The sequence below is a fragment of the Anaerorhabdus sp. genome (assembly GCF_036641015.1).
Taxonomy (GTDB): domain Bacteria; phylum Bacillota_I; class Bacilli_A; order Erysipelotrichales; family Erysipelotrichaceae; genus Anaerorhabdus.
In genome coordinates this window covers 39,703-65,044 of the sequence record NZ_JAVWFO010000004.1, presented here as the reverse complement: position 1 = coordinate 65,044, position 25,342 = coordinate 39,703, and the positions used below count along the sequence as shown (strand labels likewise).

General features: G+C 32.3%; 24 protein-coding genes. 20 read left to right on the top strand and 4 right to left on the bottom strand.

Annotation, left to right across the window (positions count from 1 at the left end; translation table 11 throughout):
- Positions 1–256: 256 nt before the first annotated feature.
- From nifJ to RR430_RS01365, 15 genes are all read left to right on the top strand, one after another.
- Entirely contained in the window at positions 257–3,775 is a 3,519-nt protein-coding gene (nifJ, locus tag RR430_RS01435; RefSeq protein WP_332508576.1) for a pyruvate:ferredoxin (flavodoxin) oxidoreductase, read from the top strand.
- 257 nt (positions 3,776–4,032) lie between these two features.
- Positions 4,033–4,431 carry a hypothetical protein gene (locus RR430_RS01430; protein ID WP_332486796.1) on the top strand — a complete coding sequence of 133 codons (399 nt, stop codon included), beginning with the start codon at positions 4,033–4,035 and terminating at the stop codon, positions 4,429–4,431.
- A gap of 109 nt (positions 4,432–4,540) precedes the next feature.
- Positions 4,541–5,191: a hypothetical protein gene (locus RR430_RS01425; RefSeq protein ID WP_332508575.1), complete on the top strand. Its 651-nt coding sequence runs from the start codon at positions 4,541–4,543 to the stop codon at positions 5,189–5,191.
- A 46-nt stretch (positions 5,192–5,237) separates the two neighbouring features.
- Positions 5,238–6,359 (top strand): GGDEF domain-containing phosphodiesterase, encoded by a 1,122-nt coding sequence (locus RR430_RS01420; protein ID WP_332486800.1) that lies wholly within the window; start codon positions 5,238–5,240, stop codon positions 6,357–6,359.
- A 110-nt stretch (positions 6,360–6,469) separates the two neighbouring features.
- Positions 6,470–7,471 carry a glycosyltransferase family 4 protein gene (locus RR430_RS01415; RefSeq protein ID WP_332486803.1) on the top strand — a complete coding sequence of 334 codons (1,002 nt, stop codon included), beginning with the start codon at positions 6,470–6,472 and terminating at the stop codon, positions 7,469–7,471.
- 27 nt (positions 7,472–7,498) lie between these two features.
- A complete protein-coding gene (locus RR430_RS01410) occupies positions 7,499–8,335 on the top strand; it encodes a type II secretion system protein (protein WP_332486805.1) in 837 nt (278 codons plus the stop codon).
- Positions 8,336–8,441: 106 nt separating this feature from the next.
- Positions 8,442–9,164: a GntR family transcriptional regulator gene (locus RR430_RS01405; RefSeq protein WP_332486806.1), complete on the top strand. Its 723-nt coding sequence runs from the start codon at positions 8,442–8,444 to the stop codon at positions 9,162–9,164.
- Positions 9,165–9,253: 89 nt separating this feature from the next.
- Complete coding sequence (locus RR430_RS01400; RefSeq protein WP_332486807.1) at positions 9,254–9,697, top strand: PTS sugar transporter subunit IIA; 444 nt, start codon at positions 9,254–9,256, stop codon at positions 9,695–9,697.
- A gap of 13 nt (positions 9,698–9,710) precedes the next feature.
- Positions 9,711–10,445, top strand: coding sequence for an SIS domain-containing protein (locus RR430_RS01395; protein ID WP_332486808.1), 735 nt, complete (start codon positions 9,711–9,713; stop codon positions 10,443–10,445).
- 16 nt (positions 10,446–10,461) lie between these two features.
- Positions 10,462–10,740, top strand: coding sequence for a PTS sugar transporter subunit IIB (locus tag RR430_RS01390; protein WP_332486809.1), 279 nt, complete (start codon positions 10,462–10,464; stop codon positions 10,738–10,740).
- A 15-nt stretch (positions 10,741–10,755) separates the two neighbouring features.
- On the top strand, positions 10,756–12,084 hold the full coding sequence (locus RR430_RS01385) for a PTS ascorbate transporter subunit IIC (RefSeq protein WP_332486810.1): 1,329 nt from the start codon (positions 10,756–10,758) through the stop codon (positions 12,082–12,084).
- Positions 12,085–12,303: 219 nt separating this feature from the next.
- Complete coding sequence (locus RR430_RS01380; RefSeq protein ID WP_332486812.1) at positions 12,304–13,341, top strand: lysylphosphatidylglycerol synthase transmembrane domain-containing protein; 1,038 nt, start codon at positions 12,304–12,306, stop codon at positions 13,339–13,341.
- A gap of 12 nt (positions 13,342–13,353) precedes the next feature.
- Positions 13,354–15,339, top strand: coding sequence for a glycosyltransferase (locus RR430_RS01375; RefSeq protein WP_332486814.1), 1,986 nt, complete (start codon positions 13,354–13,356; stop codon positions 15,337–15,339).
- Positions 15,332–16,276: a 3'-5' exoribonuclease YhaM family protein gene (locus RR430_RS01370; RefSeq protein ID WP_332486816.1), complete on the top strand. Its 945-nt coding sequence runs from the start codon at positions 15,332–15,334 to the stop codon at positions 16,274–16,276. The genes RR430_RS01375 and RR430_RS01370 overlap by 8 nt, the downstream gene beginning before the upstream one ends.
- Complete coding sequence (locus tag RR430_RS01365) at positions 16,269–17,009, top strand: tyrosine-protein phosphatase (RefSeq protein ID WP_332486818.1); 741 nt, start codon at positions 16,269–16,271, stop codon at positions 17,007–17,009. The genes RR430_RS01370 and RR430_RS01365 overlap by 8 nt, the downstream gene beginning before the upstream one ends.
- Before the next feature lie 16 nt (positions 17,010–17,025).
- Here the strand turns inward: RR430_RS01365 and RR430_RS01360 are convergent, their stop codons facing one another.
- The 4 genes from RR430_RS01360 to RR430_RS01345 all read right to left on the bottom strand — a co-directional run bounded on the left by RR430_RS01360 (position 17,026) and on the right by RR430_RS01345 (position 20,448).
- Positions 17,026–17,421 (bottom strand): HIT family protein, encoded by a 396-nt coding sequence (locus tag RR430_RS01360; protein ID WP_332486820.1) that lies wholly within the window; start codon positions 17,419–17,421, stop codon positions 17,026–17,028.
- A gap of 8 nt (positions 17,422–17,429) precedes the next feature.
- Positions 17,430–18,539: a DUF362 domain-containing protein gene (locus tag RR430_RS01355; protein WP_332486821.1), complete on the bottom strand. Its 1,110-nt coding sequence runs from the start codon at positions 18,537–18,539 to the stop codon at positions 17,430–17,432.
- Between the two features lie 77 nt (positions 18,540–18,616).
- Positions 18,617–19,465, bottom strand: a complete 849-nt coding sequence (locus RR430_RS01350; protein WP_332486822.1) for a hypothetical protein — start codon at positions 19,463–19,465, stop codon at positions 18,617–18,619.
- An 11-nt stretch (positions 19,466–19,476) separates the two neighbouring features.
- Positions 19,477–20,448 carry a foldase protein PrsA gene (locus RR430_RS01345; protein WP_332486823.1) on the bottom strand — a complete coding sequence of 324 codons (972 nt, stop codon included), beginning with the start codon at positions 20,446–20,448 and terminating at the stop codon, positions 19,477–19,479.
- 176 nt (positions 20,449–20,624) lie between these two features.
- Here RR430_RS01345 and sufC point away from each other — a divergent pair, with 176 nt between their 5' ends.
- The 5 genes from sufC to sufB are packed head-to-tail and all read left to right on the top strand — an operon-like array spanning position 20,625 to position 25,327.
- The gene (sufC, locus tag RR430_RS01340; protein WP_332486825.1) at positions 20,625–21,452 is read left to right on the top strand and encodes a Fe-S cluster assembly ATPase SufC; all 828 of its coding nucleotides are present in this window, start codon (positions 20,625–20,627) and stop codon (positions 21,450–21,452) included.
- Positions 21,449–22,261: a SufD family Fe-S cluster assembly protein gene (locus RR430_RS01335; RefSeq protein WP_332486826.1), complete on the top strand. Its 813-nt coding sequence runs from the start codon at positions 21,449–21,451 to the stop codon at positions 22,259–22,261. The genes sufC and RR430_RS01335 overlap by 4 nt, the downstream gene beginning before the upstream one ends.
- Entirely contained in the window at positions 22,249–23,466 is a 1,218-nt protein-coding gene (locus RR430_RS01330) for an aminotransferase class V-fold PLP-dependent enzyme (protein ID WP_332486828.1), read from the top strand. The genes RR430_RS01335 and RR430_RS01330 overlap by 13 nt, the downstream gene beginning before the upstream one ends.
- 14 nt (positions 23,467–23,480) lie before the next feature.
- The gene (gene sufU / locus RR430_RS01325) at positions 23,481–23,927 is read left to right on the top strand and encodes a Fe-S cluster assembly sulfur transfer protein SufU (RefSeq protein ID WP_332486829.1); all 447 of its coding nucleotides are present in this window, start codon (positions 23,481–23,483) and stop codon (positions 23,925–23,927) included.
- Positions 23,924–25,327, top strand: a complete 1,404-nt coding sequence (gene sufB, locus RR430_RS01320) for a Fe-S cluster assembly protein SufB (protein WP_332486830.1) — start codon at positions 23,924–23,926, stop codon at positions 25,325–25,327. Before sufU ends, sufB begins: the two co-directional genes overlap by 4 nt.
- The last annotated feature ends 15 nt before the right edge of the window (positions 25,328–25,342 follow it).

The following is a 25,342-nucleotide window of genomic DNA, read 5'->3' as shown; positions in this document are numbered from 1 at the left end:
GAGAATAGAAAAGAGATTTAGAATCTATCTTAGAGTCGTTCAGGAGAGCTAATATTTAATCAAATAGATAATCTAATTATAAAACTATAGAATAAAAAACTTAATCTGAATAATATTCAAAACTTTTATAATAATGTAGTACTTCTTTAAAAGTGTGTGATAAATAAGCAATTTTACAAAAAATGTCTTAGATAAACTTTTAAAACGTTTTCATTTGTTCTATAATGGATATGTTTAAACAATTAGGAGGTTTATGATGAGTAAGACATCTAAAAAAGTATTCCAATCTATGGATGGTAATACCGCTACTGGTCACGTTGCGTATGCGTTTAGTGAAGTAGCAGGTATCTATCCAATCACTCCTTCGTCTCCAATGGCAGAAGTAGTTGACGCTTGGGCATCACAAGGTCGTAAAAACATTTTTGATACAACTGTTAAAGTTGTTGAGATGCAATCAGAAGGTGGAGCAGCAGGTGCTGTTCATGGAGCATTACAAGGTGGTGCTTTAGCTACAACATTCACAGCTTCACAAGGTTTATTGTTAATGATTCCTAACCTTTACAAAATGGCAGGGGAACTATTACCAGGTGTAATTCACGTAGCAGCACGTGCATTAGCTGGTCGTGCATTAAACATCTTTGGTGATCATGAAGACGTATACGCTTGTCGTCAAACTGGTGTACCAATGATTTGTTCTCATTCAGTTCAAGAATGTATGGATTTAGCAGGAGTTGCTCACTTAAGTGCAATTGATGCTTCTGTTCCAATGATTCATTTCTTTGATGGATTTAGAACTTCTCATGAAATTCAAAAAATTGAAGTTATGGACTATGACTATTTAAAAGGTCTAGTAGATATGAAAAAGGTTGAAGCATTCAAGAAGAGTGCATTAAACCCTCACACTAATCCAGTTGTACGTGGTGGTGCTGAAAATGATGATATTTTCTTCCAAGGAAGAGAAGCTCAAAACGAACATTATAACAAAGTAGCAGACGTAGTTGCTAAATATATGAAAGAAATTAGTGCTCATACAGGGCGTGAATATGCTCCTTTCACATATTATGGTGCTAAGAATGCAGACCGCGTTATTATTGCTATGGGTTCAGTTACTGAAACAATTAAAGAAACAATTGATGCTTTATTAGAAAAAGGCGAAAAAGTAGGTTTAGTTAAAGTACATTTATACCGTCCTTTTGCTAGTAACTATTTAACTAAAGTACTTCCTAAGACAGTTAAGAAAATTGCTGTATTAGACCGTACTAAAGAAATGGGTTCTCGTGAACCATTATACTTAGATGTTCTTAATGCTCTTAAGGATAATAAGAAAATTATCATTACTGGTGGACGTTATGGTATGGGATCTAAAGATACTAACCCAAGTCATATCAAAGCTGTATATGATGATTTAAAGAAACCAAAATCAAAAGATGAATTCACAATCGGTATCGAAGATGATGTTACTAAATTATCATTAAAACCAGCTACATTATCAATCAAACCTGATTATACTTCATGTTTATTCTATGGTTTAGGATCAGATGGTACTGTTTCTGCAAATAAGAATGCAATCAAGATTATTGGGGATAACACTGACCAATACGCTCAAGCATACTTTGCATATGATTCAAAGAAAGCTGGAGGAGTTACACGTTCTCACTTAAGATTCGGTCCTACTCCAATCCGTTCTACATATTATGTAAACAATGCTGACTTTGTTTCTTGTTCATTAGATGCTTATGTATTCAAATATGACATGGTTAGAAGCCTTAAAAAAGGTGGAACATTCCTATTAAATACAACATTCTCACCAGATGAACTTGAAAAACATTTACCTAACCGTATGTTAAGAGACTTAGCTGAAAAGAAAGCTAAATTCTATATTATTGATGCAACTAAGATTGCTATGGAAATTGGTATGGGTCGTCGTACAAATACAATTCTACAATCTGCATTCTTTGCTCTTAATGAACAAATTATGCCTTATGCAGAAGCTGTTGATTATATGAAGACTGCTGCTAAGAAATCTTACTCTAAAAAGGGTGATGAAGTTGTTAAATTAAACTACAAAGCTATCGATGCTGGTAAAGACGGATTAGTTGAAATTCCAGTTAAGAAAGAATGGGTTAACCTTAAAGTTGTTGATAAGAAAGTAAATACAAAAGACAAATATTTTGACGAACATGTATCTGCTATCAACGCATTAGGTGGATATGACTTACCAGTAAGTGCATTTACTAAATACAACTTACTTGATGGATCTATCCGTAACAACGTTTCATTAAAAGAAAAACGTACAATTGCTACTCAAGTTCCTACATGGGATCCAAATAACTGTATCCAATGTGGTTTCTGTAGTTATGTTTGTCCTCATGGAACAATCCGTACATTTATCTTAAATGATGAAGAAGTTAAAGATGCACCAATGCCTTTCAAGACAATTCCTGCAATGGGTAAAGATCTTGATAAGATGCAATACCGTGTACAAGTATCTCCTGCAAACTGTGTTGGTTGTGGACTATGTGTAACTGAATGTCCAGGTAAGGCTGGTAATAAAGCTCTTACTATGGTGGATGTTAACGCTAAACTTGATCAAGAACCACTTGCAGATTACCTATACAATGAAGTTGAATACAAGAGTCAATACTTCCCAACTACAACAGTTAAGGGTTCTCAATTCTTAAGACCTTACTTTGAAGTTTCTGGAGCTTGTCCTGGATGTGGAGAAACTCCATATTACAAACTTGTATCTCAATTATTTGGACGTGATATGCTAGTAGCTAATGCTACTGGATGTTCAATGATTTACTGTTCATCTACTCCATCTTCTCCATTTGTTAATGACAAAAACGGTGAAGGTGTTGCTTGGGGAAATAGTTTATTTGAAGACAATGCTGAATATGGATTCGGTATGGCTATCGCTCAAAACGTTAAAGAATCTAGAATTCTTGAACTAATGGAATCTAACTTAGATAAAGTTGAAGCTCCATTGAAGAAAGCATTCGAAACATACATCGCAGCTGAGGGTGATCGTGATGCACAACGTGCTGTTAAAAACGAACTAATCGCTGGTGTTAAAGCTAGTAAATGTAAAGAAGTTAAAGAACTTCTTAAACTTGAAAGAGACCTTATTGGTAAATCAGTATGGATCGTTGGTGGAGATGGATGGGCTTATGACATCGGTTACGGTGGATTAGACCATGTACTTGCTAATGACTTAAATGTTAATGTATTAGTACTTGATACAGAAGTTTATTCAAATACTGGTGGACAATCTTCTAAGGCTTCTCAAGCAGCTTCTATTGCTAAGTTCGCAGCTGGTGGTAAACCAACAGCTAAGAAAGACTTAGGACAAATTGCTATGGCTTATGGTCATGTATACGTAGCTCAAATTGCTATGGGTGCTGACAAGAACCAAACATTAAAAGCAATCAAAGAAGCTGAAAGCTATAAAGGACCATCACTAATTATTGCTTACTCACCATGTGTTGAACACGGTATTAAAGGTGGATTATCAAATCACCAAAGAACTCAAGCTAAAGCAGTTGAATGCGGATACTTAGCTCTATATCGTTTTGACCCACGTAATGAAAAACCATTAACTATTGACTCTAAAGAACCTCAATGGGATAAATTCCAAGACTTCTTATTAAACGAAACTCGTTACAACCAATTAACTAAGTTAAAAGGTGGAGAAGTTGCTCAAAAGATGTTCGATAAGACATTAGCTGATGCTCAAAAACGTTACGCTGAATTAGTTAAGAAATTAGCTGACTAGTTAAACTACTAAGACTCATTCCTACGGGAGTGGGTCTTTTTCTGTAGGTAATCATACAAATTACAATTTTTGGTATATATGAGTCAACTTAAGTATCCAAATTTGTTGAGTTAAGATTCTGCATTTTATTTGTCTTTAGTACGATAAGAAGGTTCAGTTATATTAACCGTATTTTACTAAAAGCCACTAATCATAGTGGCTTTTGGCTTTTCTAGTACTGGTTGATGTGCTAGAATTAATACAAGAGGTGATACGTAATGGCACAAACAGTAAAAATTGTAACAGACTTAAATAATTTTGAAAGAATTGTATTAGCACATAAAAGTAGTGAAGGAGTAGTACATATTGCACACTCATTCTTCTATAATGGTAGAGATGGTTCTGAATATTTATTATTCTTATACAAGGATGCATTACCAAAGGGTAACTTTGTAGAGGGATGGAATTATTTGGATGAAAACTCAGTAAATACAGCTATTGTTGGAGTTCATGATCATGGGGTTGCAGTTGAGGATTTCTTAGCTTGCTGGGATCCAAATCAAACAATTAATGATGTTGAATTCTTCCAAGTAAAAGACTTTTCAGAAGTTGATGATATGTATGAGAAGGTTAAAATTGAACCTAATCATGTAGTAGCTTTTGGAATTGTTAAATAAATTTATACATATGACACTATAGCTAAAAACTATAGTGTTTTTAAAAAAATGATATCTTTTTCACTAAAACATCTTGTATAATGAGCTTAGGATTAAAGGGAAGGCTAATATGAATCAAAAGAATAATCTTAAAATTTATAGTTGCATATGGATTATTGCGATTTTAATCCTAGTTTTTTCGCTGTCTCAAAACTTTGGATATGCGAAGGTTATTAACTATAGCGGTATTGTAAGAGGAGCAACTCAAAAACTAATTAAGAAAGAGTTGTTTGAACAACAAGATGATGAGTTAATAGTTTATTTAGATGATGTTTTATATGATTTACAAACAGGTGATGGAAAATATGATTTAATTAAAATTCATAATAATTCATATCAAAAACAATTGTCTGATATGAGTACCATGTGGACTGAAATTAAATTTGAGATTATAAAAGTAAGAAGCGGTGAATCTAAATATAAACTTTACGATTTAAGTGAAGAATACTTTACAAAAGCAAATGAAATGGTAGCAACAGCACAAGAATGTTCTGATCATCAGTTGGTATTATTAATACAAATATTTATCGTATATCTGATGTTAACATTTGGTACTTTTTTGTTTTGGAATAAGTATAGAAAAAAACAAGTTGAAAAAGCAATGTATATTGATAAGTTAACAGGAATTAATAATCATGCTGCTTTTGAAAGAGACTTAAAAAATAAAGCTGCTAAACTGGGATATCCATTTGCGGTTATTTGTTTAGATAGATATAGATGATTTTAAATATCTTAATTCAATATATGGTAGACAAATTTGTGACTTGTTGCTAAAAACAATAGGATGGACATTACAAGCATTTGTTGGTGAAACTGGGGGATGTGCACGTTTTGGGAATGATGAATTTTTCATGATGTGTAAATATACGGAACAAACAATAAATAATTTTAAAAATACATTGAAGAATAATATGAAAGAAGCAATTAGTCTTGATATTTATAATGAATTAAAATTATGTATTGGTATTTACATTGTAGAAAGAGAAGAATCAGCAAAAAATATCATGGATAATGCTAATTTAGCTCGTAAACATGCTAAACGTTTGGGTAAAGGAGCAATTTTGTTTTATAATCAAAAATTATTAGAAAGACTATATTATGAGAGTAAGATTAACAATCAAACGACCAGAGCGTTGCAAGATGATGAATTTAAATTGTACTTACAACCTAAGTTTGAAATACCTAGTTTAAGGATTGTGGGTGCTGAAGCATTAGTGAGATGGCATGATGCAAATGGAAATGTTTTATTTCCAGATGATTTTATACCGCTATTTGAACAAAATGGATTTATTCATGAATTAGATTTTTATATGTTAGAAAATGTATGCAAGTTTATTAAAGATAATCATTTAGAAAATACTAATTTTAGAATATCAGTAAATTTTTCTAGGGTAACTATTTTACATCAAGATTTTTCCAAAGAATTAAAAGAAATGATTCAAAAGTATAATGTACCAACGCATTGTATTGAACTAGAAATTACAGAAAGTGTTTTCTATGATTTCTCTAAGCATACAATTGAAATGATACATGAATTAAATAATGAGGGGTATGTTTTCTCAATGGATGATTTTGGTAGTGGATATTCATCACTCAACTCAATTCATACAATACCAGTTGATATAATTAAGATAGATAGGAAATTCTTGAAAGAGAGTCATGTTAGTAAACAGGTAGTTTCAATAATTAGACTTATTATTGAGACAGCTCATTTATTAGGCAAAGAAATTATATGTGAAGGCGTAGAATTAAGTAGTGATGTTGAATTACTTAATGAATTAAATTGTCACTTAGGACAAGGCTATTACATCTCTAAGCCGGTTATCAAAGAAGATTTCACAACATTATTCTTAACCGAAACTGAATCAAAGAGAAAGAAGCTGTATTAAAATCAGTTAATTAAGCCCTAAACACATATGTTTAGGGCTTTTATATGGTACAATAGTATAGCGAGTTTGATTTTTATTAAATTCAAACTATAATATGAGTAGGTGATTAAATGAAAGTTTTATTATACTTCGAAAGTGAAAAAGTGTTACAAAATTCAGGAATTGGCAGAGCGCTTAAACATCAAATTGCTGCGTGTACATCAGCAGGAATAGAATATACTACTGATCCATGGGATGATAGTTTTGATATTTTACACATCAACACGGTTGGTTTTAATAGTGAAGCAATTATTAAAAAAGCTAGAAGTGAAGGAAAAGCAGTAATCTATCATGCGCATTCAACTGAAGAAGATTTCCGTAATTCTTTTATTTTATCTAATCAAATTGCACCTATATTTAAAAAAAGACTAATTAGTTTATATACAACTGCGGATGCAATTATTACACCAACTCCTTATTCAAAATCATTACTTGAAGGATATGGTATAACACTTCCTATCTATGCAGTATCAAATGGTATAGATTTAGATCGTTATGATTATAATGAAGAAAAGATAAAAGCATTTAGAAAATATTTTAGTTTAAAAGAAGATGATAAGGTAATCTTGTCAGTAGGTTTATATTTTGAAAGAAAAGGTATCTTGGATTTCATTGAAATTGCTAAGAAACTACCTGATTACAAATTCATTTGGTTTGGTTATACAAATCCAGTAATGATACCAAAACAAGTAAGAGATGTTGTAGATGACTATCCAAACAATGTAATTTTTCCAGGATATGTTAAAGGACCTATTATAGAGGGTGCTTATATTGATGCTAATTGTTTCTTTTTTCCATCATATGAGGAAACAGAAGGAATTGTTGTTTTAGAAGCATTAGCTGCTAAACAGGAAGTGTTGTTGAGAGATATTGGAGCTTTTGATCCGTGGTTACAAGATGGAATTAATTGTTATAAAGCATCAACAAATGAAGAGTTTATTAGAAAAATTGTTGGCATAGTTGAAGGAACTTTACCTAAAACAAGTGTAGAGGGAAGAAAAACAGCAGAGGAAAGAAGTATAACATCTGTGGGTCAACAACTTAAAAAGATATATGAAAGTGTATTAAAATAATAGTTTGTTTAGAAGGGAGACTAGTATATGAAAAAGAAAAGAGGATTTACCCTGATTGAATTAATCACTGTAATTGCGATTTTATCTGTATTAGGAACACTTTTAATGCCACAAGTTAATGGATATGTTGGTACTTCCAAAGATGTTGTATGTATCAGTAATCAAAACACATTGAACAGAATTTATAGAACAGCAAAGGCGTCAGATGAAAATCTAACTGCCCAAGATGTATTAACTAATAAGAATGGTAAGTTTTACGGTGGTAAAGGTGAGTGCCCAGGGGAAGGTACATATAGCGTAGTTAGCGATATAATTGTTTGTGATAAACACCATGGTACAGGTGGAAGTGGTGGCGGGACTGTTGTAAGTCCTAACGAAACAGAACTATATAAACAAATGTTAGCGCAAAATGCAGAATTTAATAGATGTTCAGCACTTCCTAAAGGTGATAAGGATTCTGACGCAGCACGTCAAACTTGTTTTAATAATTTATATGGTAACCTAGTCACAAATGGTAATGGAGGATCTTTTAGTAACGACCTACTTCTTAGAACGTTGTTTGAAGAAAGAGGGCATACATGGGATAAGGTTGATCCTGCAGTATTAAATGCAGCTGGAATGGATACTAATAAAGACTATTATTTAAGAGCGTATTTTACAACTGCGTCTCAAGATCCGCTTATATTTGTAAATCAAAGTAATGTTGCTACTGGAAATTGGAGTGGCGCTCAATTAGTATATTATGGAGGCTCCTGGTATAAATACACTGCGGGAAAAGACTTTGTAATGACAGTGTTCCATGGCTTATCAGTTGATGAAGTAAGAATGAAGATTGCAACGAATTTTACCAAAATGGAAATTTAGGGGTGCTACTATGTAGTACCTTTTCTTTTTTTTAGAAAAATATTTTAAATTGTTGTTGACTTAATGGTTATGACCAGTTATATTATAGGTGTAAGGTGGTTATGACATGAATGAATCGTTTAACAAGATACCATTATACTGTAGATTAGCTGAATTAATTGAGGAACAAATAAATTCAGGAATACTTAAAAAAGGGCAAATGATACCTTCTGAAAGAGAACTGTGTAAAATACATGGAATGTCACGTATTACAGTACGTATGGCAATTGATGAATTAGTAAGACAAGGTAAATTAGAAAAAATTCAAGGTAAGGGAACATTTGTACTTAGTAAGAGCATTATTCAAAATTTAGGAAATGTATACTCATTTTCTAAAGAAATGGATAAGCAAGGGAAAATATCTTCAAATAAGATTATTAATAGATCAATAGTTTCTGCTGATGCGAAGATAGCTTCACACTTAGGTATAACTGAAGGAGAGCAAGTAGTATTTATTGAAAGATTGCGTTGTGCAGAAGATGTAGCAATCATGTTGGAAAAAACATATTTTGTAAAAGAGAAATATGAATTTCTACTAAACATTGATTTTAGTGTAAAGGGTTTATACAAAACTTTAGAAGAAGATTATCAAATTATGATTAATCGAGCTATAGAAACCTTTAAAGCAACAGAATTGAATACTGTAGAATGTAGATTACTAAATTGTCCAAAGAAACAATATGGGTTATTAGTAAAGCGAACATCATATAGTAATGATAAAATAGTTTGTTATTCAACAATTGTTTCAAAAGGAGATGTATTTGAATTTACAGTAAAACTCGAATCATAGAATAGAGATAGGTGACTATCTCATTCTTTTAAGGCTAAGTGGTTATGACAACATAACCACTGTCCCCTTCCCAAAAGAGAGGAAAATATATGATTAAAGACACTTTAACAAAAGAACTGGTATTAACAAACGTATGTTGTAAAACATGGCGAGATGCAGTAGGTGAGGCTGGAAAGCTTTTGCTAGAAAATGGAAAAATTAAAACTGAGTTTATTCCATCAATGATCAAAGTAGTTGAGGAGTTGGGTCCTTATATGATTTTATTACCAAAGGTTTGCTTCTTTCATGGGCCTCCTGGTGATAACGTTATTGAACCTTGCTTATCGTTGATTGTATTTAAGGATTCAATCTATTTTGATGATTTTGATAATCAAGAAATAAAGTGTGCATTTGCATTTGGTGCAACTGATTCTGATAGTCACATGGAGATGTTAAAAAATGTAGCTTCACTTTTACAGAACCAAGAGTTCGTTGATTTAATAACTAACAATGGTAGTAAAGAAGAAATATTAGAAATCATACAAAACTATTAAGGAGGATGGAAGTATGAAACATAAGGAGTTTTATGAAATTCTAAAAGACCAACTAGAGCAGCAAGTTAATGAGGAAGATGCAACTATTGAACAAGCTGCAGAGTATTGTGCTAATTCAGTTGCGTCTAAAAGATTAATTCATGTATTTGGCTGTGGACACTCTCAAATGTTTGCAATGGAAGTGTTTTATCGAGCTGGGGGTTTAGTTCCAGTAAATGCATTATTGGTACCACATTTGGCTTTATTTCCTAAAGCTAAATTAAGTACTATGCAAGAAAGAATGGAAGGATTTTCAAATGGATATTTAAATTTATGCGATGTGCATAAAGATGACACTATGATTATTGTTTCAGTATCAGGAAGAAATGGTGGCGTTGTTGATATGGCACTTGCTGCTAAAGAGATTGGTATGAAAGTAATAGCACTAACTTCAAGACAATTCTCAGATGGTGTGACAAGTCGTCATTCAAGTGGAAAGAAACTAATTGATGTTGCTGATGTAGTAATTGATATCAAATGTGTTGAAGGGGATGCTTGCTTAGAACATGAAAAAATGCAAGCTAAGTTTACAGGAACATCAACAATCTTAGGTATGACTATCATGGATATGATAATGGCAAGAACTATTGAATTATGTATTGAAAAAGGTACTGTTCCACCAGTATATGTAAGTTCAAATTTGGACAAAGGTGATGCAATCAATGCTGAATATATTAATCAATACTCCAACATGATTGACTGCTTATAAAAGAGAGGAGGTCCATATGAAAATTATAACTGTTTGTGGTTTAGGTGTTGGATCAAGCTTAATTATGAAAATGACTGTAGATTCAGCTATGTCACAATTAGGTATTAAAAGTTCCATTGAACATTGGGACATGGGAACTGTCAAAGGGCGTGAATGCGATTTGATTGTAACTACAGAGGGTTTTAGAAAAAACTTTGCAGATCAAGAAAATGTTGTTTTCATCAATAATATTGTTGATGTCGCGGAAACAAAGAACAGATTAGAAGAGTATTTTAAGAAACACAATTTAATATAAGAAAGGGGATAAAATATGTTAGATTTTATATTAAATATAATAAAGACACCAGCTATTGTATTAGCACTTGTGGCTTTAATTGGATTAATGCTTCAAAAGAAATCAGTTGGGGAGGTATTCTCGGGAACTGTTAAAACTGCAATTGGAATGTTAGTTCTAAGTGCAGGATCAGGCTTAATTGTTACAGAAATTTTACCGTTTGTTGATTTATTCTCAACAGTATTTAGTTTACAAGGATTTGCTACATCATCAGAAGCAGTAGTTGGTGCTATGCAATCTGCAGTACCTGTAATTGCATCAACAAGTGCATTAATTATGGCAATTGGATTCTTAGTAAATGTTTTAATTGCTAGATTTAGTCCACTTAAGTATATTTTCTTAACAGGACATATGATGTGGATATTATCAGTAGCAATCGCTGGTAGCTTATATGTTGCTAATTATGATCAAACAATGACTATAGTGGTTGGTTCCATTTTGCAAGGGGTATTAATGGTTCTATTCCCAGCTATAGGTCAACCAATGGTTAGAAAACTTACTGGTAATGACAATTTTGCAATCGCTCATCTTACAACACTAGGAACTGTTCCAGCAGCATATATTGGTGGTTTACTTGGTGATAAGACTAAGAGTGCAGAAGATATTAAGTTACCTGAATCATTAGAATTCTTTAAAGATACTTCAATGTCAGTTTCAATAGTTATGGGTATCTTCTATCTTGTAGTTGTTATCTTAGCAGGACCAGAAGTTGTTGCACCATACGCCGGCACTACAAACTATATCGTTTATGGATTACTAAAAGCAATGGGATTCACAGCTGGTATTCTAGTGTTATTACAAGGTGTACGTATGTTCCTTGGAGAATTAGTTCCAGCATTTAAAGGTATTTCTGATAAATTAGTTCCAGGGGCTATTCCAGCACTTGATGTTCCAGCATTATTTGCTTTTGCTCCAAATAGTTTAATGATTGGTTTTATAACTGCTGTAATTGGTATGATCGTAGCAATGTTTGTATCAAGTGCATTATTTAAAGTTGTACCATTAGTATCAATTATTGGTGCATTCTTCACTGGAGGTGTTGCTGGTATATTTGGTAATGCAGCTGGTGGTAGAAGAGGTGCAGTTATTTCAGGATTAATTTATGGATTCTTACTAATATTTGGTTCAGCTTTATTATTCACAATATTTGATTATGCTGCATATGGTGCAGCAGGAGTAGGACATGACTGTATTGATGTCATGGTTACTATGGGATTATTAAAGAATCCTACAATAGGTATTGTAGTAATCTTAGTTGCATTTGTTGGATATTGTTTCTATGAAGTAAAAAGAAAAAAAGCATAAATAGAATTTAGACTTCATTGGGTACTACATTGTAGTACCTTTTCTTATTATCTATTGAAGATATATTCATTAAGTTAAGTATAAAAATACTTATTATTTTGTGTTGTATTTAGGGTTAAAATGATTGATATAATCAATGTATATGCTTAAATTCTAAAGAAAATCTTAACAATACGACCGTTTATTGTTTCTACTCTATACAAATGGTATAATAAGCGCATGAAAACATGGAAAAAGATATTTAAAAGTTATGCATTTAACATTACATTAGTTGTATTATTTACGGGGTTAGTATTATGGCTAACACTTAAAGATAACTATAAAGAAATATTAGAAATGATTTTAAATGCTAATGTAGGTTGGTTAATCACTGTACCACTATTAGCAATTTTCTATCAAGTCATTATAGGTTGGATTCTAAGGAAGTTAACGTTATTAAGTAATCCAAAATATAAACTTTCACAAGGTGTTATAAATGCATTTGTTGCGAGTTTCTTCCACGGGGTTACACCAAGTGCATCAGGGGGACAATTTGCACAGATATATATATTTAAGAAACAGGGAGTTCGTGTAAGTGATTCTGCAAGTATATTGTGGATGGATTTTATTATCTATCAAACAACAATGGTTGCATCGGTATTTATCTTAATTTTATTAAGATTTACTTATTTCTATCAACACTATTCACAGTTTTTTTTACTAGTACTTATTGGTTTCTTAATTAATGGGGCTATTATTGTTGGACTTTGGGCATTAGCTACATTTCCTAAAATATATACTTGGATTAGTACTAAAGGTATTTTAATTGGGGTTAAGTTACATATAGTAAAAGATAAAGAAAAATCATTAGCTAACTTAGATATTCAATTACAACGTTTTGCTTCCGAGACTAAAAAGTTAAAAGGACATCGCAAAACAATTGTTCAAGTTGTTATTGCAAACTTTATTCGTTTACTTGTGTATTACAGTATTCCATATTTCTGTGCATTGGCACTTAATATACCTGTAGATATGAATTTCTTATTAGATATATTAGCTCTTTCGTCGTTTGTTTCTATGATTAATTGCTTTATACCAATACCTGGAGCAAGTGGTGGAACAGAAGCTACGTTCATTCTTATGTTTTCTACCATCTTTGGTAGTGTAGGGGCATCAAGTATAATGTTATTGTGGCGTTTTATCACTTACTATTTTGTAATGATATTGGGTGGATTAACATTTATTTACGCTAAAGCTAAACCTGATTTAGTAGAGTAGGAGAAATTTAAAATGAGGATTGGATTATTTTCGGATACATATTTACCTGAAATTAATGGAGTCGCTTCAAGTGTTCATATTTTACGTGAACAATTAATTAAAAATGGTCACACAGTCTATGTCATTACCACAAAACCAGAAGGTGGAGTTGATGATGAAGATCCATATGTAATACGTTTATCGGGGATAGAATTAAAGAAGTTATATGGTTATGTACTGACAAGTCCTATCCATATATCAGCATATAATCGAATAAAGGAATGTAATTTAGATTTGGTTCATGCACATACTGAGTTTAGTGTGGGCATTTTTGCACGTATTGTGGCTAAATTACAAGGATTACCACTTGTAAGTACATATCACACTACTTATGAGGATTACACTCACTATGTAAACATTATTCACTCTGATGCGATTGATAAGATTGCTAAAAGAGCGGTAGCTAGTTTAAGCAGACTTTATGGTGATTCAAGTACGGAGATGATTGCTCCAAGTCAAAAAACTAAAGATATGCTAATTCGTTATGGTATTACGAAGTCAATTTACGTAGTACCAACAGGACTTGACCTTGATCGGTTTAATCCTAAAAATACAAGTAAGGATATTGCTAAAAGAATTAGATCTGACTTTAATGTTAAAGATGACGAAGTATTAGTTACTTTTGTGGGAAGAATTGCACAAGAAAAGAGTATTGATTTTGTAATTGATGGATTTTCTTATGTTAAAAAAATGGGTTTACCATGTAAATTATTAATAGTAGGATCTGGTCCTGATGTAGAAATATTGCAAGAACAAGCTAAAAAACTTGGCTTGGAAGATACAGTATTATTTGCAGGTAAAAAACCAGCTAAAGATATTCCTAGTTTTTACCATGCTTCTGATTGTTTTGTATCAGCAAGTATAACTGAAACACAAGGAATGACATATGTAGAAGCTCTAGCAAGTGGATTACCATTATTTGCAAGACCTGATGACGTGTTAGAAGAATTAGTTGTCGAAGGAGAAACAGGATTCTACTTTAAAACACCAGAAGAGCTCGCATTGAAGATTAAAGAATATATGGATCTTAGTGATGAAGCAAAGAAACAAATGGCTGTACGCGCTTTAACCAAAGCAAAACCTTATGATTCACAAGAGTTCTATCGTAAAATAATGCATGTGTATGAGTCAGCAATTGCTAACTACAGTAACATGTATGTTATTGAACAAATCAAACCTAAAAATGATTTTATTCAAATTTACTTAGATTCACCTAATTCTGAAAGTATTAAAATATTAGTTTCATTAGAACGTTATTTTAATTGCGGATATCGTAAAGGATTTAAATTAACACATGAAGAAATAGCATCTCTTCAAAAAGAAGAAGAGGGTGTTAAAGCTTATCAATCTTGTATGCGCAAAATCACAGTTAAAGATCGAACAAGAAAAGAAATTTATGATTGGCTAACACAAAATACTAAATGTGAGATATATGTAATTAATAAGATTGTTGAAAAACTAGAAGAACATGGATTTATTAACGATTTAAAATATACTAAGAATGCAGTATATACAATGAAACTTACATTGACAGGTGAGAATAAAATTGTTCGTACACTAAAGAAAAAAGGTATTCCTGTTGATATGATTGAAGAAGTTATGAGTGAGAATGATGACTCAGAATTAAGCAATGCATGTAAATGGGCAGAAAAGATTAAGCCAACGATTAAAGAAAAGTCAGTTAAAATGAAGAAGAAAATTCTTCGTGAAAAATTAATGATTCAAGGATTTAATGAATCAGTTATAAGTGATGTTATGTCTTCAATTAGTTTTTCAGAAGATGAAAGACAAGAAATTGATAATCTTAGAAAAGTAGCTGCAAAAGCTAAAAAACGATATGAAAGAAAATACAGTGGTTTTAAATTAAGAAATACAGTGTATCGCTATTGCGCAACAATGGGATTTGAAATGGAAGACATCTATGTAATTTTAGATGAAATGGAGTGGAAAGATGAGTAATAAATACGTAAGTGATTTTCAAGATAAAGATAGCTTGGAACAACCATTATTAGTAAAAAGTTTAACTAAAGGAATCACACAAAAAGGAGCACCTTATGCTTCTGTTGTGTTACAGGATAAAACAGGTACAATTGATGGTAAAATGTGGGACATCAAACCTGAACAGGAAGAAATTATTCAACTTGGACAAGTACAAAAAGTATCATGCGAAGTATTGAAATACAATAATGCTTTACAATTACGTATTCATAAAATTGAACCTATTGATCAATCACTTATTGATTTGAGTGAATATGTAATTGCATCAAAAGTTGCTAAAGCAGACTTGAAAGAAGTAGTTGAAGATACTATTTCGTCAATTAAAAATGATAATTACAAAGCACTTATTCAAGGATTATTTACAATGGTAGGAGAGGGATTTTATGAATATCCTGCTGCAAGTAAAAATCATCATAGTTTCTTAGGAGGTCTAGCAACACATGTTGTTGGGATGGTTAAATTAGCAAATTCTATTTGTGAATTATACCCACAATTGAATCGAGATTTATTAGTATCGGGTGTGCTTGCGCATGACTTGGGTAAGATGATTGAATTATCAGGACCTATTACAACAGAATATACTTTAGAAGGAAAACTTACAGGACATATTTCTATTTTACATGGCCGTTTAATGCAAATTGCTGATCAATGTGGACTAGGTGAATCTGAGGAAGCAATTTTACTTCGTCATTGTATTTTATCTCATCATGGACAATTAGAATATGGATCACCTGTATTACCATTAGTACAGGAAGCAGAAGTATTAAGCTTCATTGATAATCTTGATGCTAGATTAAATACATTGGAATCAGCTTTAGAATCAGTACAACCAGGAGAATTTACGCAGCGTATTTTCGCGATGGAAAATCGTTCGTTCTATAAACCTAAAAATGATTGATACGCATTGTCATGTTGTTTTTGGGGTGGATGATGGAGCACATAATATTGATGAATCATTAAGCATGATTCAAGTTGCAATTAAACATGGTATTACTGCAATTTTATGTACTCCACACTCAATTCCAGGGCATCGATTTGAACGAAATACATTCGAATATTTAAATTCGAATTTTGAAGTATTAAAAGCTAAAGTTGAAGCATTAAAATTACCAATTGAAATATACTTAGGATCTGAGTTTCAAGTATCTGATACAGCACTACCATGGATTACTGAACATAAAATAGTTACGTTGAATCATACAAATCGCGTACTTGTGGAATTACCTTGGCATTATGCGGGAAAGACAAGTTATAGTGAAGAGTATTATCTACAAGCACTAATCGATGCAGGATATCGTGTTATCGTAGCACATCCTGAAAGATATGAAAGTGTTCAAAAGGATTTCACAACATTGAAAAGATGGCGTGAAATGGGGTGTGCTTTTCAAGTTAACCGTACAAGCTTAATTCAATTTGGAGAAGCGGCATATGTCCAAGATGTAGCTTGGCGCATGGTTAAAGAGGGATATTGTGATGTAATTGCAAGTGATGCTCATTCTTATATAGGAATGCGTATTAATGCATTAGATGACATCTATGAGATACTAGAAAAGAAGATATCACCTGAGGTTGCAAGAAAATTATGTATCGATAACCCAAATAGAAGTATTACAGGGGAAGATTATAAATAAAAGGTTAAGCGTGTGCTTAACCTTTTATCGTTTTTAGGACTTCATCTAAGTCTTGTTTCTTTGATTCATTAAAGTTAATTACAATTGAATCATCACTACCATATCTTGGGATAATATGAAAATGTAAATGATTAACTGTTTGACCAGCTACTTCCCCTTGATTGCTAAGAATATTACAACCAAGTGCTTTAGTATTAGAAACAATTTTCTTACTTAAATTAGGTAGTATTGAAGCAATATGCATCATTGTTTCTTGATCAACATCAAGAATATCAGTACAGTGTTTTTTAGGAAGTACTAAAGTATGTCCATAAGTTACTTGTGATATATCCAAGATAGCTAAAACATATTCATCTTCATAAACTTTAGCTGAAGGTATTTCACCAGCTATTATTTTACAAAATATACACATAATATACCTTATTTAACAATTTCTAATTCGTAATCACGAGATCCAAGACCAATTTTTTCAGCATGTTCCAAACATACTTCCCAGTTTGTATCAGGATGAGTATCTTTAAATGGATCGTGGTGGTGATGATCTTGATGAGATAGAACACTACCATCAATGATAGGTGACTTTAAACAAGCATCAGCACAGGCTTGATCTAATGCAACTGGATCAAATGATGCAAACATTCCAACATCAGCGATAATAGGAATATCATTCTCAGAGTGACAATCACAGTTAGGTGATACGTCACACACTATACTAATATGGAAACAAGGTTTATCTTGAACAACCGCTAAAGTATACTCAGCAATCTTCTTATTTAAGATATCATTTGCTTCCCATTCAAGTGTTGAAATAGCATCAAATCCACATGTGCCAATACAACGACCGCATCCAGCACATTTATTAACATCTATATGAGCTTTTTTGTTTTCATTAAAATGTAATGCATCATGTGCACATTGTCTAATACACATTCCACATGATTTACATATTGATTCATCAACTACAGGTTTGCCATTGCTATGCATTTCAAACTTACCAGCACGTGATCCACATCCCATACCAATATTCTTTAATGCACCACCAAATCCAGTAGATTCATGTCCTTTAAAATGAGTGAGTGAGATTAAGATATCACTATCCATAATAGCACGACCAATCTTAGCGTCTTGTACGTATTCTTGATTAATAGGTACTAGTGTTTCATCAGTACCTTTTAAACCATCCGCTATAATTACATGACATCCAGTACTAAAAGGGCTATATCCGTTTAAATAAGCACTGTCTATATGATCTAAGGCATTTTTACGTCCACCAACATAAAGTGTATTACAATCAGTTAAAAATGCTTTACCTTCATTATTTTTTACTACATCTACAATTGTTTTAGCATAATTCGGTCTTAGGAATGCTAAGTTGCCTGGTTCTCCAAAATGAATCTTAATTGCTACAAACTTATCTTTCATATCGATAGTATTGATTCCAGCTTTAGTAACTAAGCGCGTTAGTTTCTTTAAATGGCTATCTTCAAGATTTGCTTTAAAATCGGTAAAATATACTTTTGATTTTGTCATTTGTTTATCTCCTTATAACTTATATTATAGGGTTTGTTAAGGCAAAAGAAAAGGTGCAATTGCTTGCACCTTAGTGATTAAAATAAATAATCAGGATAATTTACTTCGATGTTATCGTGTAAATCTTTGTCATAGATTTTGAAACCGTATTTCTTAAAGTAATATACATCACTTTCTGATGCCATTGTATCAAGATTTGCTAATACTGTAGTTATTTCATCTTTAATGTTATTAGCATCTGCTTCAGTAACTTGAACAATTGAGAATGTTTCAGCTTCAGCACCAATAATTACATCAGAAATAGTAGGCTCAGTAGCATTTTGGATAAATGATTTAACATTAGTATCTAAATCTGTTTCAGTAGTTACGATTCTTTCTGCACCGGCAGATGTTGAATTGTAGTTACTTCCTACTGTTAATGCATCAGTACCATTTTCTAAATCAGTTTTTGCTGCTTTTGCATCTTCTTCAGTAGCAAATGTTAAGACGATTACTTCTTTTGGATCATACTTTGTTACTAAAGCATCGAAATTGTCAGTAACATATTTTTTAGTTAATTCTACTAATTGAGCATTAACTAATAATGAGTTGTTATAGAAGTCTTCTTCATCTTTAAAACCATAACTTTGGATTGCTGTTGTGAAACCTTCACCAAATGTTGTTTTATAAGTTTGTAAGCTAGCATCTGCACTTGCTTTTAGTTCGTCAGTAACAGGTACTTCATTTTCTAAAATTACGCGTGTTGCTTCAGATAAAGCAGCGTAACCTGATGCTTGAGATTTCATTGTTTGAAATAAGTCATCTTTTGTAATTGATGTTTCACCAATTGTAAATAATTCAGTGTTTCCATCAGTTAATTTTCCATAAGCGTCGCTACAACCTGCAAGTAGGAGTAGGGCACATAAACTAAGTAATATTTTCTTCATGATTAGTCCTCCTATTCGCTAATTCCCATGTATTCAAGTAATGCTGCTTTTAATTCTGCGTTTTCTTTAAAGTCTACGCCTAATTCTTGAGCTTTAGCCCAAACAGCTTTAGGTTGAGTTTCAGGGGCAAATGTTGTTAATTGTGTAAATAAATCAGGGTATGTTGCAAGTGTTTCATAGTCAGTAGCATCACATACGATTAAATGGTAACCATATTGTGACTTAATCCATTCACTTGTTTGACCTGCTTCAAGAGCTAAAGCAGCTTGTAAGAATTCTGGTACATATTGTGTATCAGCATCCATGAAACCTAAAGCACCACCATTTACAGCAGAACCTGTATCATCAGAGAATTCTGTAGCAACTTCAGTGAATGCTTTACCTTCAGCTAAAGCAGCGTTTACTGAATCCATTTTAGCTTTTTCTTCATCCGTAGGGTTTTCTACATCAGCCATAGAAACTAAAATGTGACTAACTACACGTGGTTGTTTAGCTTCTGCATAAGGAGTATAAACAGCATCCTTATTGGCATTTACATAATCTTCCATTAAAGCGTTTTTCTTTAAACCATCTAGCATATAAGTATTTAAATCACTAGCTGATGAATAACCTAATGATTTTAAAGCAGTAACTAATTGTTCTTCATAACCTGTACCATATTGTTGTTGGAAGTTAGCGATAATATTAGCTGAATATTCATCTGCTTCAGCTTTCATCTCATCTGTTACTTCTACTCCAGCATTTACTACAGCTTTTTCGAATTGTGAATACGCTGCTTGAATTCCTAAATCACTATATAATAAATCATAGAATTCATTTGCTGTTACATCTTCATTATTAATTGAAAAGATAACATCTTCACCATTTGATTTTTTACCTTGTATTACGTTTTTTGTTTGATCATAACCGAAGTAAACGATAATTCCGATAAAAAATGCACTGATAAGAATTACGACTCCGTATTTTTTGAACATGTCTTTCATGTCTTTCCTCCTTTGAAACGCTTACTAATTATAGGGTATTTCAAACGTTTTTGCAATTTCTAATGTGTGATGCTTAGCTGAATTTTATGTGAATACGCATATCTTGGCTAAAAAGTGCTTATTTTCCTCCAAAAAGATGAAGATATGCTATAATCTTTGAGGAGGTTTAGAACTATATGTCAGAATTAATAATAAAAGATTTACATGTAAGTATTGAAGAAAAAGAGATTCTAAAAGGGGTATCTCTTACAATAAAGTCAAATGAAATACATGCTTTAATGGGACCTAATGGTAATGGGAAAAGTACACTTTTGTCTGCAATTATGGGACACCCTAAATATATTGTAACTAGTGGTAGTATTACATTGGATGGTATTGATGTATTAACAATGAGTGTTGATGAAAGAAGTCGTGCAGGCTTATTTTTAGCAATGCAATATCCTCAAGAAGTACCAGGGGTTACAAACAGTGATTTTTTACGTGCAGCTATTAATGCTCGCCGTGATACACCAATTCCTTTATTTTCATTTATAAAAGAAATGGAAAAGACAATTAAAGATATGGAAATGAAACCAGATTTAGCTCACCGATTCTTAAATGAGGGTTTTTCTGGTGGAGAAAAGAAACGTAATGAAATTGTTCAAATGAGAATGCTTAAACCAAGTATGGCAATGTTAGATGAAATAGATAGTGGATTAGATGTAGATGCACTTAAAATAGTAGCAAGTAGTGTTGTAGCATTACAAAAAGAAATTGGTTGTGGTGTTTTGGCGGTATCACATTATGAAAGATTCTATCAATTATTACAACCAACACATGCTCATGTGTTAGTTGATGGTAAAATAGTTGCTGAAGGCAATGAAGAATTAGTAACAAAGATTGATACTGAAGGTTATGACTGGTTATATAAAGAATATAATATTCAACCAGTATTAGAAGTAAAAGAAAATAAAACATTTACTCTAGGAACTTGTGCTGCACCTAAAAAGGGAACTCAAGTATGAAATTAATCGATGTTGGTGGAAGAATTAACGAAGTCATTTCTGATGGATATTTGGAATGGATAATCGATACAAGCGACCCATTAACACTGGATTTAACTTGTGATGGCTTTTCTAGTGTTTTTATTAATGTAAAGCAATCATCTACTCTTTCAATTACGATGAATGTACTTGAGAATGCTGGATGTACAATGCTTGTTTGGAATAATACAAATACAAGTATTACATTTAATGAAAAGTATATTGTTAATAAGAATTCCTATTTGAATCTTGCGTATGGTGAATGTAATGCAGCAAACAGTACTAGAGATACAAATGTATCATTAAAAGAATCAGGTGCTACAGCAGTTATTAAAAGTGCTAGTCTTTGTAAAAATGATAAGCTATTTAATATTACATGTACCTCACATGCTCCTAATACTTCTGGTAATATGGAAAACTATGGTGTGGTACTTGAAGGTGCACATTATAAAATGGAGGCTACAGGCAAAATTGTAAAAGGTGCCTATGGTTCATCATCACATCAAACATCTCGTGCATTAACATTTGATGAGCATCAAAAAGCAACGATTATTCCCAAATTATTAATAGATGAAAACGATGTACAAGCAAGTCATGCGACAAGTGTTGGACAAATAGATGAAAACCAAATGATTTATTTACAATCACGTGGATTAACACAAAAACAAGTTTTAAGTTTAATTACAATTGGTTATTTAATGCCAGTAGCACAATTTATTGATAATGAAGAGTTGCAAGAAAAATTGAAGAAAGAAATAGAAAGTAAGGTGGTCGAGTCATGTTCGATGTAAATAAAGTAAGAACAGACTTTCCAATGATTCAAAACAATGATGTTGCGTATTTAGATAATGCAGCAACTACATTCAAACCACAATGCGTGATAGATGCAGTTACTAATTACTATACCCATGAGACATCAAATGTTCATCGTGGAGATTATGATTTATCATATCAAGTATCAGAAGATTATGAAAAGGGAAGAGAAACAGTAGCGCGCTTTATCAATGCCGATACTAGAGAAATAGTATTTACTTCAGGAGCAAGTATGTCTTTAAACTTAGTTGCTTATGGTTATGGACGTAAATTCCTAAAAGAAGGCGATGTTATTTTATCAACGGAAGCTGAACATGCTTCTAATATTTTACCTTGGTTTAAGGTATGTGAAGAAACAGGTGCTAAGATTGAATATATTCCACTTTCAAGTGAAGGTGAAATGAGTGTAGAAGATTTTAAAAAAGCAATGCATGATAGAGTTAAAGTAGTTGCTATGGCTCATGTATCAAATGTATTGGGATATATTCAACCGATTGAAGAAGTTACTAAAATTGCTCATGAATATGGAGCAATAGTTGTTTGTGATGGTGCTCAATCAGTACCACATGTACCAACTGATGTTAAAAAGTGGGGAGTAGACTTCTTAGGATTTAGTGGACATAAAATGTGTGGACCTACCGGTATTGGTGTACTTTATGGTCGTTTTGATTTACTACAAGCAATGGATCCATTCATGTTAGGTGGTGGAAGTAATGCTCGATTTGATATATGTGGCAATATCTTACTAAAAGATGCACCATATAAATTTGAAGCGGGTACTCCTGCAATCGAAGCCGTTTTAGGATTAAGTGCAGCTATTGAATACCTAGAAAAAATAGGTATGGAAAATGTATATAAATATGAACATGAATTACGTGTATATGCTATTGATAAACTTAGGGAATTAGATAATCTAATTATCTATAATCCAAATGCATCAACCGGAATTATTACATTTAATGTTAAGAATGTATTTGCACAAGATGCTGCAAGTTTCCTTAATACTAAAGGGATGGCAGTAAGATCAGGAAATCATTGCGCAAAAATATTAATTGAATTAATTGAAGCATCAGAAACAATTCGTTGTTCATTGTATTTCTATAATACAAAGGATGAAGTAGATCGTTTTGTAGAAGCATGTAAAGAGATTACAGTTGAAAACTGTGTGGGAATCTTTTTCTAAAAGGAGGAGTAACTATGGCAGGTTTACTTGATGATCCACAAGTTCTACGTGAACTTATCATGGATCACTATCAATATCCAAGGCATCATGCATTAAAAGAAGATAGCACGTATGCATCTTTGCATATGGCGTCAGATTCGTGTATTGATGATATTACCGTTCAATCAAAAATTGTTGATGATAAAATAGAAGATATTTGTTTTGATGGGGTAGCTTGTACTATTGCCACTGCATCAACATCAATGATGACTGAATTATTGGTTGGTAAAACAATTGAAGAAGCTATTTTAATTATTGATAATTATTATGCAATGATTGATGAAAAAGAATATGATCCAGAAATAATACAAGAAGCTATTGCACTTAAAGGTGTATCTAAACAAGCTAATCGTATTAAGTGTGCAACCATAGGTTGGAAGGCTATCCGCCAAATGATTGATGAAAGAGAGAATAATTCATGAGCCAAGATGATGTACTAAAAACACAGGATGAGTATAAGTATGGCTTTAAAGATAAAGATGTAAGTATCTTCAAAACTAAAAAAGGTTTAACTGAAGATACAATAAGAGAAATTTCTAAGATTAAAAAAGAACCTGAATGGATGTTAGAATATCGCTTAAAAGCATTCCACTTATTTGAGAAGATGCCTATGCCTACATGGGGTCCTAGTCTAAAAGAATTAGACTTTGATGATTATACTTATTACATTCGCCCAAGTGATGAAAAAGAAAGCAACTGGGATGATGTTCCAGAAACTATAAAAAACACCTTTGATCGTTTGGGTATACCTGAAGCTGAGCAAAAGTTTTTATCAGGTGTATCAACTCAATATGAATCTGAAGTTGTTTATCACAATATGTTAAAAGAAGTAGAAGATAAGGGAGTAATTTTCTTAGACACTGATAGTGCATTAAGAGAATATCCTGATTTATTCAAAAAGTATTTTGGTACTATTGTATCAAGCGCTGATAATAAATTTGCTGCACTAAACTCAGCTGTATGGTCAGGTGGATCATTTATTTATGTACCACCAGGAGTAGCCTTAGATAAGCCACTACAATCATATTTTAGAATTAACTCAGAAAGAATGGGACAATTTGAAAGAACTATGATTATTGTGGATAAGGGAGCAGATCTTCACTATGTTGAGGGATGCACAGCGCCAAACTATTCTAAAGATTCATTACATGCTGCTGTAGTTGAAATATTTGTCGATGAAGGAGCTAAATGTCGTTATTCAACAGTTCAAAACTGGTCAAGTAATATTTTAAATTTAGTAACTAAACGTGCTAAAGTTGAAGCATATGGAGCTATGGAATGGATTGATGGAAACATTGGTTCACAAATTACAATGAAATATCCAGCATGTATTTTAGCTGGTGAATACGCAAGAGGTATGACAATTTCGATTGCTGTTGCAAGTGAAAACCAAATACAAGATGCGGGTGCAAAAATGATTCATTTAGCTCCACATACATCAAGTACAATTGTATCTAAATCAGTTGCAAGACGTGGTGGTGCTGTAAACTATCGAGGTCTAGTGTCTCATGGACCGAATGCCCAATATGCGAAATCTAAAGTAGAATGCGATACATTAATTCTAGATAAGATATCTGCAAGTGATACTATCCCTACAAATGTTGCTAATAATCGTACAAGTACAATTGAACATGAAGCAACGGTATCGAAAATATCAGAAGAAGAATTATTCTATTTAATGTCTCGTGGTTTAACTAAATCACAAGCAACAGAAATGATTATCATGGGATTCTTAGAACCATTTACAAGAGAATTACCAATGGAATATGCAGTTGAATTAAATCAATTATTAAAATTAGATATGGAAGGATCAATCGGTTAAGATTGGTCCTTTATT

Excerpts from the sequence above, each read along its gene's own strand:
- RR430_RS01400 (WP_332486807.1), top strand. The coding sequence starts at position 9,254 with ATGATTAAAGACACTTTAACAAAAGAACTGGTATTAACAAACGTATGT.
- sufB (WP_332486830.1), top strand. The coding sequence starts at position 23,924 with ATGAGCCAAGATGATGTACTAAAAACACAGGATGAGTATAAGTATGGC.
- RR430_RS01390 (WP_332486809.1), top strand. The coding sequence starts at position 10,462 with ATGAAAATTATAACTGTTTGTGGTTTAGGTGTTGGATCAAGCTTAATT.
- RR430_RS01370 (WP_332486816.1), top strand. The coding sequence starts at position 15,332 with ATGAGTAATAAATACGTAAGTGATTTTCAAGATAAAGATAGCTTGGAA.
- RR430_RS01335 (WP_332486826.1), top strand. The coding sequence starts at position 21,449 with ATGAAATTAATCGATGTTGGTGGAAGAATTAACGAAGTCATTTCTGAT.
- sufC (WP_332486825.1), top strand. The coding sequence starts at position 20,625 with ATGTCAGAATTAATAATAAAAGATTTACATGTAAGTATTGAAGAAAAA.
- RR430_RS01395 (WP_332486808.1), top strand. The coding sequence starts at position 9,711 with ATGAAACATAAGGAGTTTTATGAAATTCTAAAAGACCAACTAGAGCAG.
- RR430_RS01365 (WP_332486818.1), top strand. The coding sequence starts at position 16,269 with ATGATTGATACGCATTGTCATGTTGTTTTTGGGGTGGATGATGGAGCA.
- RR430_RS01330 (WP_332486828.1), top strand. The coding sequence starts at position 22,249 with ATGTTCGATGTAAATAAAGTAAGAACAGACTTTCCAATGATTCAAAAC.
- RR430_RS01350 (WP_332486822.1), bottom strand. The coding sequence starts at position 19,465 with ATGAAGAAAATATTACTTAGTTTATGTGCCCTACTCCTACTTGCAGGT.
- RR430_RS01405 (WP_332486806.1), top strand. The coding sequence starts at position 8,442 with ATGAATGAATCGTTTAACAAGATACCATTATACTGTAGATTAGCTGAA.
- RR430_RS01355 (WP_332486821.1), bottom strand. The coding sequence starts at position 18,539 with ATGACAAAATCAAAAGTATATTTTACCGATTTTAAAGCAAATCTTGAA.
- RR430_RS01380 (WP_332486812.1), top strand. The coding sequence starts at position 12,304 with ATGAAAACATGGAAAAAGATATTTAAAAGTTATGCATTTAACATTACA.
- nifJ (WP_332508576.1), top strand. The coding sequence starts at position 257 with ATGAGTAAGACATCTAAAAAAGTATTCCAATCTATGGATGGTAATACC.
- sufU (WP_332486829.1), top strand. The coding sequence starts at position 23,481 with ATGGCAGGTTTACTTGATGATCCACAAGTTCTACGTGAACTTATCATG.
- RR430_RS01385 (WP_332486810.1), top strand. The coding sequence starts at position 10,756 with ATGTTAGATTTTATATTAAATATAATAAAGACACCAGCTATTGTATTA.
- RR430_RS01425 (WP_332508575.1), top strand. The coding sequence starts at position 4,541 with ATGAATCAAAAGAATAATCTTAAAATTTATAGTTGCATATGGATTATT.
- RR430_RS01410 (WP_332486805.1), top strand. The coding sequence starts at position 7,499 with ATGAAAAAGAAAAGAGGATTTACCCTGATTGAATTAATCACTGTAATT.
- RR430_RS01360 (WP_332486820.1), bottom strand. The coding sequence starts at position 17,421 with ATGTGTATATTTTGTAAAATAATAGCTGGTGAAATACCTTCAGCTAAA.
- RR430_RS01345 (WP_332486823.1), bottom strand. The coding sequence starts at position 20,448 with ATGAAAGACATGTTCAAAAAATACGGAGTCGTAATTCTTATCAGTGCA.
- RR430_RS01430 (WP_332486796.1), top strand. The coding sequence starts at position 4,033 with ATGGCACAAACAGTAAAAATTGTAACAGACTTAAATAATTTTGAAAGA.
- RR430_RS01375 (WP_332486814.1), top strand. The coding sequence starts at position 13,354 with ATGAGGATTGGATTATTTTCGGATACATATTTACCTGAAATTAATGGA.
- RR430_RS01415 (WP_332486803.1), top strand. The coding sequence starts at position 6,470 with ATGAAAGTTTTATTATACTTCGAAAGTGAAAAAGTGTTACAAAATTCA.